This is a genomic window from Escherichia sp. MOD1-EC5433, assembly GCF_002966005.1.
Taxonomy (GTDB): domain Bacteria; phylum Pseudomonadota; class Gammaproteobacteria; order Enterobacterales; family Enterobacteriaceae; genus Escherichia; species Escherichia ruysiae.
Map to the genome: position 1 here is coordinate 142,188 of NZ_PTRL01000001.1, position 12,803 is coordinate 154,990.

A 12,803-nucleotide genomic window follows, 5' to 3' on the forward strand; every position below is an offset into this window, starting at 1 on the left:
AATTTATTTATTGACTGATGCCGTTGGTTGCTTGACTGTTTGTTATTTAAGCAGGTAATTCCCGGGGAATGACATGAATAAAATATATGCAATAAAAAAGAACAGCAAAGGCGAGGTGGTTGTCGTTTCAGAAGTTAGTGAGGGTATAAGAAAACGAGCCACCTCACGAATATCACTGAGTATCCTTTTAGTCAGTATGTTTGGGGTGTTATATTCCGCCGAATCAACCGCTTCCAGAGCGGTTTATGATATACCCTATCAGACTTATCGTGATTTTTCTGAAAATAAAGGACTTTTCAAGCCTGGTGCGATGGATATCCCATTGTATGATAAATCTGGGAAAGTCGTTGCTACGTTAGATAAGGCACCCATGATCGACTTCAGTTCCAATGCAAGAACGGGTTTTGCAACATTGGCCTTTCCACAATATATCGTGAGTGTAAAACATAATACAGGATATAAAAATGTAAGATTTGGTTATGGAGATGACACGAATTATACGTTGGTAAGTCGAAATAACTACCAGGGGGGGTTAGACTTTCATTTGCCTCGGCTGAACAAAATCGTAACTGAGGTTATTCCGCTTGATATAACCAATGCCGGAACTGCAAATGGCACATATCAGAATCAAGAGCGTTTCCCCGTTTTCTACCGTGTCGGTACAGGCACGCAATATGTAATGGATAAAGATGGCAATCCTGTCCGTATTGCCGGTGGGTATGCCTACAAAACGGGAGGAATAGTTAATCCGCCTTTTTCTTCAAACTTACGTTTTACGACCAATATAGATAATTCGCCTCTCACTTCCTGGGGGATGGCAGGTGACAGTGGATCCCCGCTTTTTGCCTGGGATGCACAACAAAACAAATGGGTTGTCTTGGCTGTACTACATGCCGCGGACAGGAAGGTCACCGGGAGAACTAACTGGTATACGATAGTTCCCGTTAGCTACGTTGACAATATCATGAAGCAGGATGCTGATGCCCCGGTCAATTCACAACAAAGTAGAGGCGATATTCACTGGTCATATGATGAAACGACGGGGGTCGGCACATTAACCCAGGGCGCGACCTCCTGGTCAATGCATGGCAATTCTGGCCCAACGTCACCTGCTTCATTAAACAGTGGTAAAGATCTCACCTTCCAGAGTGGTGGTTCTGTGGTGTTAGAAAACACCGTTGATCAGGGAGCGGGAACGCTGACGTTTAATGATGATTATAGTATTAAGCCCCTCGATTCTCAGACCTGGAAAGGCGGCGGGATCATTATTAATGGCGATAGTACCGTTGACTGGCAGGTGAACGGTGTTCAGAGCGATAACCTGCATAAGCTTGGAACCGGAACACTGAAAGTGAACGGTACGGGCCTTAATCCAGGTGGACTGAATGTCGGTGAGGGGACGGTCATCCTGGCGCAACGACCTGACAGCAATGGCAACGTTCAGGCCTTTGAAAATGTCAGCATTGTCAGCGGCAGGCCAACGGTGGTACTGAGTGATGCTAAGCAGGTGAATCCCGACAATGTGAAGTGGGGTTACCGCGGCGGTAAGCTCGATATCAACGGTAACAACCTCACCTTCCATAAGCTCAACGGCGCAGATGAAGGCGCAGTGCTGACTAACAGTGGAGCGCAGGCCTCGGTGAATCTGGATTTTAACAAGGCAGATGCCACGACGGCAGTTGCTAACATCTGGCACGGTCACTTCACAGGCAATATTGATGTTAATAATACCGTTACGCCCGGAACGCAGAACGACTTTGTAATGGATGGCGGAGTGAACACGCAGGGAAGCTTCACCCAAGAAAATGGCCGGTTGTTTATTCAGGGGCATCCAGTTATTCATGCTGTCAGTACTCAGGCCGTGGCAGATAAACTTAAGACGCTTGGCGACAATTCTGTACTGACTCAGCCCGTGTCTTTTACTCAGGATGACTGGGAAACACGACATTTCAGTATGCAGCAGCTTAACCTGAATAATGCAGCGTTCGACCTGGCGAGAAACGCCAGTCTCAGCACGAACATCAATGCGAACCACTCCACCGTGACGTTGGGTAGTGAAGATCTCTACATCGATATTAATGACGGGAATGGTGTACAAACTACGCCCTCACTGGGTCAGTCAAAAGCGACAACTGAGACTGACCAGAGCCGGTTCAACGGGCTGGTAACGTTGAAAAATGGTTCCACGCTTACTATTAATGAACATTTTTCTGGCGGTATAGAGAGCACTGACAGTACGACGACCGTGACCTCTGGCGATGCCACCCTCAATGTGTTCAGTCGTTTCACCCGCTCAGCACTCGCGCTGGCGGATGGCGCGAATCTGACGGCGACATCGGGGCTGATCTCTGACGGAGAAGTGACAGCCGGTTCGGGGTCAACACTTTCAATGTTATCCGGAAAGTACACCGCCGGGCGCTGGAGCTTTATCGGGCAGGGCTCAACGCTGAATGCCGGCGCGGGTAGCGTAATGGCAGGTAATATTCAGGCAAATGATGCTGCTAGTTTGAATTTTGGTGTAACGAATAAAGCCGATCAGAATCTGTTCACAGCTTATAGTGGCAACCTGAGTGCGCCACTGGCACGTGTGATGATGACGAATACCCTCTGGCGGGCAGAGGGTCAGTCTGCTGTGAAATCCCTCGAGCTGAAGGGGTCGCAAGTGAGCTTCAGCAATGCCGGCACCGCCGGTGCGCTGAATGTGGATACTCTGACTGCCAATAACAGCATGTTCATCATCAATACCAACGGTAAAACAGCGGATACGGTAACGGTTAATCAGTCGCTGAATGGGAAAAATAACTCGCTGGTTGTTGTACCGAAGCTTTCTGCTGCCAGCGAAGCAACTTCAACTCTCCCACTGGTCAACGCGCCGAAAGCCACGGAAAGCGATGTGTTTATGTTAAAGCCAATCACACAACGTACGGGTTTCCATACCTATACACCGCAACTGAGTATGGTGGAAACGGAGAACAGCAAGCAATGGCAGTTGGAAGGATTTGACGTTCAGCAGGATAAAGCGGCGCTTCAGGCAGGTAAATCCGTAATGGACGTCGGATATAAAAGCTTCCTGACGGAAATGAACAATCTGAACTACCGTATGGGTGATCTGCGTAATACTCATGGAGATACTGGCACATGGGCGCGCATCTATAGTGGTACGGGGTCCGCAGATGCGGGTTATTCCAACAGCTGGACGCACCTGCAGATAGGGGCTGACAGAAAACAGTCATTTAACGGTGGCTCTCTGTTTACCGGTGTGACAGCAACATTCACTAACAGTAATAGTCATGGCACAGGCTGGTCCGGTCAGACGAAATCAGCCGGTATTGGTCTCTATGCGTCCACAATGTTTGATTCCGGGCTGTATATAGATGTGATCGGTAAGTATGTTCGCCACGACAACCACTACTCGGCAACGGAAGTATCGATGTCGGAGCAGGATTACAGCTCGCACTCCTGGTATCTGGGTACGGAAACGGGCTGGCGCTTCTCGCTTCCGGGAGAGGCATTTATCGAGCCGCAGACGGAACTGGTCTATGGCGCGGTGTCAGGAAACCGTTTTGCCTGGCAGTCTGAAGGTTATGACATCAGTATGCAGCGTAAACAGGAGAACCCATTGATTGGTCGTACTGGCGTTGAAATCGGTAAAACCTTTACAGGTGGAGACTATAAGCTGACTGCGCTAGCGGGCGTTCATTATCAGTATGACCTGTTTAATCCTGAGAAAACGGTCGTTCGTGATCTTGCCGGGGAAACATCTATCAGAAACGGTAAAGATAGCCGTGTAAATTTTAATTTAGGTGTCAATGCTGAAATTAAAGAAAACACCAGGATTAGTCTCAATGTAGAGCGTTCAGCTTTCGGTCATTACGATATTGATAAGGCAATTAATGCCAATGTCCGTTATTCATTCTGATTTTGATTTTTAAGAACATAAAAGTCTGAGCGGATAGTTCAGACTTTTTAATAAATTAATTGTAAGTGAGAATTAAATGTATTTACAACCATTTTGGGTTAACATAATTTTATCGCATAGCGTTATTTTTTAGGATGGTTTTTGACGTTTCTATACATTATAGTCACTTTTAGTTAAGGCGCCTAATATATTTTATGAATAAGGGTTCTTATGCCTGTTGCTTTTTTGTTGGCAAGTAAAAATACATTTTTTAATTATGGGTTGTCATTGCTCTCTGACGATAATTCAGATATTAAATGTTTCGAGTACAGAGATGTTGATTCAGCCAAAGAGATGCGTAATAAATATCGTAAAGTCTACCTGATTTGCGACAGGGATGATTACTTCTCTTATTGCTTTCTTATGGAGAAACACCCAGTCATATGTTTATACCTTGAGCAAATATCCTGGAGGCAGAAGAAACTATGTGTTTTTGAGAGTCGTAGTCCCTCGCCTGTTTCGGTGTTTAACAACTTTACGGAGGATGAGAGGAAAATAGTCTATTTGTATTTTTTTAAGAGGAAGAAAATTAGAGAGATAGCGACGATAACACAGCTCAAAGAGTACAGTATTTATTATAAAATACGTTCGATAAAACTAAAACTGGGTGCGGAGTCCACCAGAAAGCTTCCAGTCTTACTTAAAAATTCTTTTCTTTTGCCAAATGTGTTATTGCTGCATTTACGTATTGTTTTCTTTTTGAAATATTAAAATTGTTAATAATCACGACAAGGCCAGTTTGTAATGCTTTGTATTTTAAAGAGATGTATAGTTAAAAAATGAATAATTAAAATTATAAGATATTTCGATAAATAAAAAATTCCGAGTTTACATGGCTGATAACCCGTGAAATTATATGCATATAAAGCATGGGGTGACTGTATGAATAGTCAAAGTGCTTTAAGTAACCTTACTTTCCCGGTTAAGGAAAGTTATGCGCATAACAATGTGTTAGTGCTGAAGAAAATTCGCTTTTACAACTGTGCTATTATTTATTTGCACGATGCACAACTGCTTGTAAAAACGAAAGATGGGCAATCCTTTAATGTACCCCCTGAATCACTTTGTTATGTCGAAAAAAACACAGTGATTGATGTTGCATTAAAAGTATTAGGCCAAGGTGTACCCTACGAGATCTATCACATTGACAGTGATGTGCTCAGTTGTATCTGTAAGGTGATGGAGCCGCTTTTGTTGGAACCGCAAAATGTCAGCCAGATGCGACGTAAAATATTCACCTGTTCTGTTGATGAAACAGATATTAAAATATTCAAACGATTAATTGGGAGTGACGTTCCTCAACACAGACAAGTTTATAAGATTACTTATCTTCTTTCTAAAATCAGGGACATTGAATCGTTAGTTTATTCTCTGTCGGTATCAACGGATACTACCTTTACTGAGCGATTAAAGACAATCATTGAAGCCGATCTCACAAAATCGTGGAAGCTGGTGGATCTTGCAGGCATTTTGCATATGTCGGCGGTGTCGATTCGTAAGAAGCTTGAGAAAGAGAGTAATAATTTTAATTCGCTGGTGTTGGATATCCGCATGCATCAGGCGGCTAAACTCATCACGACTACCGAAAAGCATATAAACAGTATTGCCAATGAAGTGGGTTATACCAGTACGTCTTATTTTATTCGTAACTTTAAAGAGTTCTTTGGCATTACGCCGAAACAATTTTCTTTGAAAGTCAAAAAACAGTCATGATGAGTTATATAGATAATATATCCTAAATCATGCTTCGATACCTTTAAGGTACTTCGCAGGAAAAAGCCAGGAGACATCCCCTGGCTTTTGGATCAGAACGCAACGTTAACGCCAGCCATCGCAGATGGTTTCGCTGTCGCTTTTACCTTTAAAAGAAAAAGCTATAACGAATTTAAATGGAAACGAAATATTAAAAAACGCTACCACGCTCTTGATGTCGGACTCCCTGAACAGTTCCCGATAATCGGGAAACGCAGGGCGCGTTATCCTGTGGTCACTCTCTGCCATGTATTCGGGGTTCATCGCAGTAGCTACAAATACTGGAAAAAACGTTCTGGAAAACCAGACGGCAGACGGGCTGTATTATGCAGTCAGGTACTTGAGCTACATGGCATCAGCCATGGTTCGGTCGGAGTAAGAATCATCGCCACAATGGCAACCCAGAGAGGCTATCAGATGGGGCGCTGGCTATGAAAGAGTTGGGGCTGGTCAGTTGCCAGTATCCGACTCGCCGGTACAAGCGTGGCGGTCATGAACATGTTGCCGGCAGTTCGCCGTGACAGAGCCAAATCAAGTGTGGTGTGGCGACGTGACGTATATCTGGACAGGTAAACGATGGGGATATCTCGCAGTAATACTTAATCTGTTCGCCAGAAAGCCTTGTGGGATGGGCAATGTCGTTCTCACCGGACAGCAGACTGACTATAAAAACGCTGGAAATGGCCTGGGAAATGCGTGGTGTTCCATGCGACGGAGGCATTGACCATCCAGACACAGACCTGAAAAACTGATTTGGCGATATCAATACCAACAACTCTGATCGTACTCATGTGATTTACTCCCGTAGCAAACGCAGACAGTAAAAGTATGGCACTGACTGCTCCAGGAAAGGGCGTCACATCACTACAATCTGAGGAACTGTTTTTCGGATGTGTCAGGTGCCATTCCGGTATTTGATAGGCTTTATAATAAGGCCCATTTTGTACCACCGGGGAGCGGGGTCGGAGGAAATTTAAAAAGGGTAACTACTTATAAACCAAAACGTGTTGGCTCAAAAAAGAAAACCCCCGCCGTAGCGAGGGTTATAAATTTTGGTGCCCGGACTCGGAATCGAACCAAGGACACGGGGATTTTCAATCCCCTGCTCTACCGACTGAGCTATCCGGGCAACGGGGCGCATTAAACCGTAATCTGCACATCTCGTCAACCTAATTTCAGTAAAAGCGATTCAACTGCTTAAGATTGCGGCAAATTGCTTCTTTTCTGTGTTTTTGTCAGGTCAATGCGCCACCCTGGCGGCAGCGGGCGAAGCGCAGAATATCTTCCGCCAGCCGGTGTGCGGTGTCGACATCCGCCTGGCTACGATTCACCAGCATTCGGCTTAAACAGCCTTCCAGCACCAGTTCCATCTGCTTTGCCACCATCGCCGGATCGTCAACTTCCAGCGTGGTTAATAGTTCGTGGGTGAAATCGTAGGCCGCGCTTTTTTGCTGATCGGCCAGTTGATGAATAGGGTGGCCAGGATCGGGATAAAACGTACAGGCAGCGATAAACAGACAGCCCGGATAGCGGTTGTTTTTAACGCACTCTGATAACGCCTGATAACGCGCCAGCAGCTTTTGTTCGGCGGTTTGCGTTTCGTCCAGCATCAACTGACGACGCCAGACATCTATCTGTTGGCTAAGATAGCGCAGCGCGTCGTAGAGGATCGCCTCTTTGTCCGGCCAGAAGCGGCGCAGCTCGTCCAGCGGATAATCCACACGTTCAGCAACCATCTCCAGCGTGGTGTTGGCAATCCCTTGTAATTCTAATAATTTCAGGGCTTCTCCCAGTACATCTTCACGTTGCACGCTATTTTCCTCCGTCTTTCCCACTGCAAGTGTCGTTCACGGTTGGCGATCGCGCAAATGTGCGCTGAAGGTTTCAGCATCCATAAAGCCCGTGACGCGTGCTTGTGGATGCTCCTGGCCTTGTTCGTCAAAAAAGAGAATTGTCGGCAGGCCAAGGACATTTAGATGTTTTAACAGCGCCACATCTTGTGCGTCGTTGGCGGTGACATTGGCCTGAAGTAAGACCGTGTTAGCCAACGCTTTTTGCACCTGTGGGTCGCTAAAGGTGTATTTCTCGAACTCTTTACAGGCAACGCACCAGTCGGCGTAGAGATCTAACATTACCGGTTTGCCTTTGGCTTCAACGAGCGCCTGATTTAACTCATCCACCGTTTTGATTGGTGTAAAGTTGAGATGCGCCTGAGTTTGTGCGGTATGCGTCGCACCAAATGCCCAGTCCTGGAGTGGGCGCACGCTAACCAGCGCCGCTGCCAGCAGGATTATTTGCACTACGCGCATCCAGCCGCGTTTGGCCTGTAAGCTGGTGACAAAGGCCCAGCCAAAGAATGCGACGCCAAGCGCCGACCACAAGCGTAATCCCCATATATCACCAATCACCCGCTCAAGCAGGAAGACCGGCAGCGCGAGGATCACAAAACCAAACGCGGTTTTGACCTGTTCCATCCACGGACCGCTTTTCGGCAGCAGACGGTTGCCAAAGACGGTAATTAACATCAGCGGTAGACCCATGCCCAGCGCATAGAGATAAAGCGTGCCGCCGCCCAGCCACATGTTACCGCTTTGGGCGATATACAGCAGAATTGCGCTAAGTGGCGCGGTGGTGCATGGTGAGCAGATCAAACCGGCAATCGCCCCCATAACAAACACACCGCCGGGCGAGCCGCCCTGTTGGCGATTGCTCATCAGCGTGAGGCGCGTTTGCAGTGAAGAGGGGAGTTGTAGGGTAAATAAGCCAAACATCGACATCGCCAGCAAGGTAAAGACGATGGCGAGGCCAATGAGCACGTAAGGGTGCTGTAGCGCCGCCTGAAACTGTAATCCGGCTGCGGCAACTACCAGACCCAGCGCCGTGTAGGTCAGCGCCATCCCTTGCACATAAATAAAGGTCAGCAACAATGCTCTGGCGGTGGAAAGTCGCTGTTTACCGCCCAGCACGATGCCGGAAATCAGTGGGTACATCGGCAGTACGCAGGGTGTGAAGGCGATGCCGATGCCTATCAACAATGCCCAGAGCGCAGAAAAGGGCAATTGCGCGGCGGACTGCTCTTGCTGCGGAACAGACATCGGCTGTGGCGCTGCGTTGTTGGCAACCACTTCGCTTAACGGTACGGTTTTGGTTTCTGGCGGATAGCAGAAACCAGCGTCAGCGCAGCCCTGGTAAGTGACAGTTAATGTCGCGCCAGCCGTAGCCTGGTTGATGGTCACTGGAAGCGTCAGCCGCTTGCGATAAATCTCGCTTTTGCCGTAAAACTCATCGTCATGCCAGACGCCTGGCGGTAACTGCACGTCGGCAATTTTCGCTTGTTCAGGCGTGATGCGGATCTGTTTACGGTAAAGGTAATAACCGTCTTTGATCTGCCAGGTTAGATTAAGATCATGTTGGTTTTGCTGAAAATCAAAAGCAAAAGCCTGATCCGCTGGGACAAATTGTGAACGTCCTGGCGCGTCGAATAATCCGGCGAAAACGGAAGTGCTGCAAAGTAGCAGGATCAGCGTAAAGATGCGTTGAGCCATGAGAGGTAATCTGTGTCTCCGTGTGTAACAGGTAAAACCAGAAGCTCCGGGGTTTGATATGGATGATGAGACTTCAGGCATTCCAGCAGCGCCTGCTGGTGAGCTTTGTCGGTTTTTAAGATCATCTGTACTTCATATTCCTGTTCCAGCTTACCTTCCCAGTAATAGAGAGAGGTTGCGCCGGGGATCAGGGTTGCGCAGGCCGCCAGTTTTTCTGCCAGCACTTTGGCGGCTAAATCCTGGGCTGTCGCTTCATCCGGCGCAGTACACAGCACCACGACAGACGCGGTATTCGAACTTTTATCATCAAGCATAAACACCTCGCAAGAACAGATGGAACCGCAAGAGAGAGGTCACTATACAACGGACGAGGGAAGGATGTTAGTCGGCGGGAAAGAAAGCGGGGCGTGAACGCCCCGCGATTTGTCATTACAGCATGAAGCTACCCAGCACGAAGCCGAAGCAAACGGCCAGGGCAACACCCAGAGTACCTGGGATGAAGAACGGATGGTTGAAGACGAATTTACCGATACGAGTTGTACCCGTGTCATCCATCTGTACCGCAGCAACCAGCGTCGGGTAGGTTGGCAGAATGAACAGACCAGACACCGCAGCGAAAGAAGCAACAGCGGTCAGCGGAGAAACGTTCAGTGCCAGAGCCATCGGCATCAGTGCTTTTGCGGTTGCAGCCTGAGAGTACAGCAGAGCAGAAGCAAAGAAGAAGATGACAGCCAGCAGCCACGGATGACCCTGAATCACTTCACCAGCGGTATCTTTGATCCAGTCGATGTTGTTGGAAACGAAAGTATCGCCCAGCCATGCAACGCCCAGGATACAAATACAGGCGCTCATACCTGCTTTGAAGGTGCTGGAGTTGAGGATGTTGTCGGTATCAACTTTACAGATAACGGTAGTCAGAGTTGCAACGCTGAGCATGATGATCAGGATTGCGTTGGTGGTGTTCATCAGCGGTTTTTCAACCAGACCCATGCTCGGGCTGTTGATGATTGCATAGATAACCACGCCAACAACGCCCAGCAGGAACAGCCAGACGGAAGTTTTTGCACCGGATTTGATTTCAATCTGCTTTTCACCGCGCAGTTCAACCAGGCCTTCTTCCAGACGCTTACGATAAATCGGATCGTCAGACAGTTTGGAGTTGAACAGCATAGTGACCAGGAAGGACATCACCAGAACCGCCAGCAGGGTGGACGGGATGACCACAGAGAGCAGGTGGAGGTAGCTGATGCCATGACCTTCCATTACGGAAGACATGTAAACCACTGCCGCTGAGATTGGCGATGCGGTGATCGCAATCTGCGCGGAAACCACTGCAGTAGACAGTGGACGGCAAGGTTTAACGCCTTGTTCCTTCGCAACTTCAGCGATCACTGGCAGCGTTGCCAGAGAGATGTTGCCAGTACCCGCAAAGATTGTCAGGAAATAAGTCACGATCGGAGCGAGGATCGTGATGTATTTCGGGTTACGGCGCAGCAGCTTTTCTGTCTGATGAACCAGATAGTCCAGACCGCCAGCAACCTGCATGGCAGAAATAGCGGCGATAACCGCCATGATAATGGAAATGACATCGAACGGGATGTTACCAGGTTTGACGCCGATAGCGGCAAGAACCAGCACCCCCAATCCGCCTGCAAAACCAATACCTATTCCCCCCAGTCTGGCGCCCAAGAAGATCGCCAGCAAAACTATGATGAGTTCTACAACTAGCATATTAGCCTTCCTTGTTTTTTAACAAGTTGATATTAGATTGTTATTTTTAGGTTACTACTCACAAGAAAAAAGGCACGTCGTCTGACGTGCCTTTTTTATTTGTACTACCCTGTACGATTACTGTTCGCTTTCATCAGTATAGCGTTTTGCTTTGTAAGCCGGGTGCATCAGATTCTGTACGGAGAAAATATCGTCAAGTTCCGCTTCAGTCAACAGACCGCGTTCCAGAACGACTTCACGTACACTCTTACCGGTTTCGGCACAGATTTTACCCACGATGTCACCGTTGTGGTGACCGATGAACGGGTTCAGGTAAGTGACGATACCGATAGAGTTGTAAACGTAACCTTCGCACACTTCTTTGTTAGCAGTGATGCCGTTAACGCATTTTTCCAGCAGGTTGTAGCAAGCGTTGGTCAGGATGTGAACGGATTCAAACATGGCCTGGCCAATGACCGGCTCCATAACGTTCAGCTGGAGCTGACCTGCTTCTGCTGCCATGGTAACAGTGATGTCGTTACCGATGACTTTGAAGCATACCTGGTTAACCACTTCCGGAACAACCGGGTTTACTTTAGCTGGCATGATGGAAGAGCCCGCCTGCAGTTCCGGCAGGTTGATCTCGTTCAGGCCGGCACGTGGGCCAGAAGAGAGCAAGCGCAGGTCGTTACAGATTTTGGACATCTTCACAGCCAGACGTTTCAGCGCGCCGTGAACCATAACGTAAGCACCGCAGTCAGAGGTCGCTTCGATCAGGTCTTCAGCCGGAACGCATGGGAAGCCAGTGACTTCAGCCAGTTTTTTCACTGCCAGCGGAGAGTACTCTTTCGGCGTGTTCAGGCCAGTACCGATTGCCGTTGCGCCGAGGTTAACTTCCAGCAGCAGTTCAGCGGTACGTTGGATGTTTTTCACTTCTTCTTTCAGCAGGATGCTGAAAGCGCGGAATTCCTGACCAAGGGTCATTGGTACTGCGTCCTGCAGCTGGGTACGACCCATTTTCAGGATGTCCTGGAATTCGACAGCTTTACGTTCAAAGCCTTCACGCAGTTGGTTAATTGCATCTACCAGTTTAATCAGGGAAGAGTAAACCGCGATACGGAAACCGGTCGGGTAGGCGTCGTTAGTGGACTGACATTTGTTAACATGGTCGTTCGGGTTCAGGTACTGATATTCACCTTTCTGGTGACCCATCAGTTCCAGACCGATATTGGCCAGCACTTCGTTGGTGTTCATGTTTACGGAAGTACCTGCGCCGCCCTGGTAGACGTCTACCGGGAACTGATCCATGCATTTTCCGTTATTCAGGACTTCATCACATGCGGCAATGATTGCATTCGCTACACTTTTAGGAATGGTTTGCAGCTCTTTGTTTGCCATAGCTGCGGCTTTTTTAACCATTACCATACCGCGAACAAATTCAGGAATATCGCTGATTTTGCTGTTGCTGATATAGAAGTTTTCAATCGCTCTCAGAGTGTGAACACCATAGTAGGCATCAGCTGGAACTTCCCTGGTACCCAACAGATCTTCTTCGATACGAATGTTGTTTGACATGTGAACCTTCTTTTTCAAGCTGCCAATGATTTGCTTTAAACACACAGAATATATGTGGTTTCGAATGTTTTTCGACCGACGATTATCCCCTGCATCGGCCGAATACCCGGGATCATATGCTGCTTGAGGATTTCTACCGTAATCTGGATCACTTTAAGTGTCGGTTTTTACCCCTTAATTATTAATTTGTGAAATAGATCACCGCTTTGGGATTACTACCAAAAATAGTTGCGCAAACATCTTGAAATTTTGCTAATGACCAC

The 12,803-nt window shown here is 47.7% G+C and carries 7 protein-coding genes, 1 tRNA gene and 1 pseudogene; 3 read left to right on the top strand and 6 right to left on the bottom strand.

The window, feature by feature from the left end; translation table 11 throughout:
- The first annotated feature begins 73 nt into the window (after positions 1-73).
- From C3D30_RS00710 to C3D30_RS00725, 3 genes and pseudogenes are all read left to right on the top strand, one after another.
- Entirely contained in the window at positions 74-3,919 is a 3,846-nt protein-coding gene (locus tag C3D30_RS00710; protein ID WP_123058511.1) for a S6 family peptidase, read from the top strand.
- 921 nt (positions 3,920-4,840) lie between these two features.
- Positions 4,841-5,671, top strand: a complete 831-nt coding sequence (locus C3D30_RS00720; protein WP_105285906.1) for an AraC family transcriptional regulator — start codon at positions 4,841-4,843, stop codon at positions 5,669-5,671.
- A gap of 189 nt (positions 5,672-5,860) precedes the next feature.
- Positions 5,861-6,485, top strand: a pseudogene (locus C3D30_RS00725) (DDE-type integrase/transposase/recombinase); the annotation flags it as partial.
- Positions 6,486-6,763: 278 nt separating this feature from the next.
- Here C3D30_RS00725 and C3D30_RS00735 read toward each other — a convergent pair.
- From C3D30_RS00735 to aspA, 6 genes are all read right to left on the bottom strand, one after another.
- A tRNA-Phe gene (locus C3D30_RS00735) sits at positions 6,764-6,839 on the bottom strand.
- A gap of 106 nt (positions 6,840-6,945) precedes the next feature.
- Complete coding sequence (locus tag C3D30_RS00740; RefSeq protein ID WP_001188520.1) at positions 6,946-7,521, bottom strand: transcriptional regulator; 576 nt, start codon at positions 7,519-7,521, stop codon at positions 6,946-6,948.
- A gap of 36 nt (positions 7,522-7,557) precedes the next feature.
- Positions 7,558-9,255, bottom strand: coding sequence for a protein-disulfide reductase DsbD (gene dsbD, locus C3D30_RS00745; RefSeq protein WP_105286328.1), 1,698 nt, complete (start codon positions 9,253-9,255; stop codon positions 7,558-7,560).
- Positions 9,231-9,569, bottom strand: coding sequence for a divalent cation tolerance protein CutA (cutA, locus tag C3D30_RS00750; protein WP_000883313.1), 339 nt, complete (start codon positions 9,567-9,569; stop codon positions 9,231-9,233). Before cutA ends, dsbD begins: the two co-directional genes overlap by 25 nt.
- 115 nt (positions 9,570-9,684) lie before the next feature.
- On the bottom strand, positions 9,685-10,986 hold the full coding sequence (gene dcuA, locus C3D30_RS00755) for an anaerobic C4-dicarboxylate transporter DcuA (RefSeq protein ID WP_000961959.1): 1,302 nt from the start codon (positions 10,984-10,986) through the stop codon (positions 9,685-9,687).
- A gap of 117 nt (positions 10,987-11,103) precedes the next feature.
- A complete protein-coding gene (gene aspA / locus C3D30_RS00760; protein ID WP_010349613.1) occupies positions 11,104-12,540 on the bottom strand; it encodes an aspartate ammonia-lyase in 1,437 nt (478 codons plus the stop codon).
- Between the last annotated feature and the right edge of the window lie 263 nt (positions 12,541-12,803).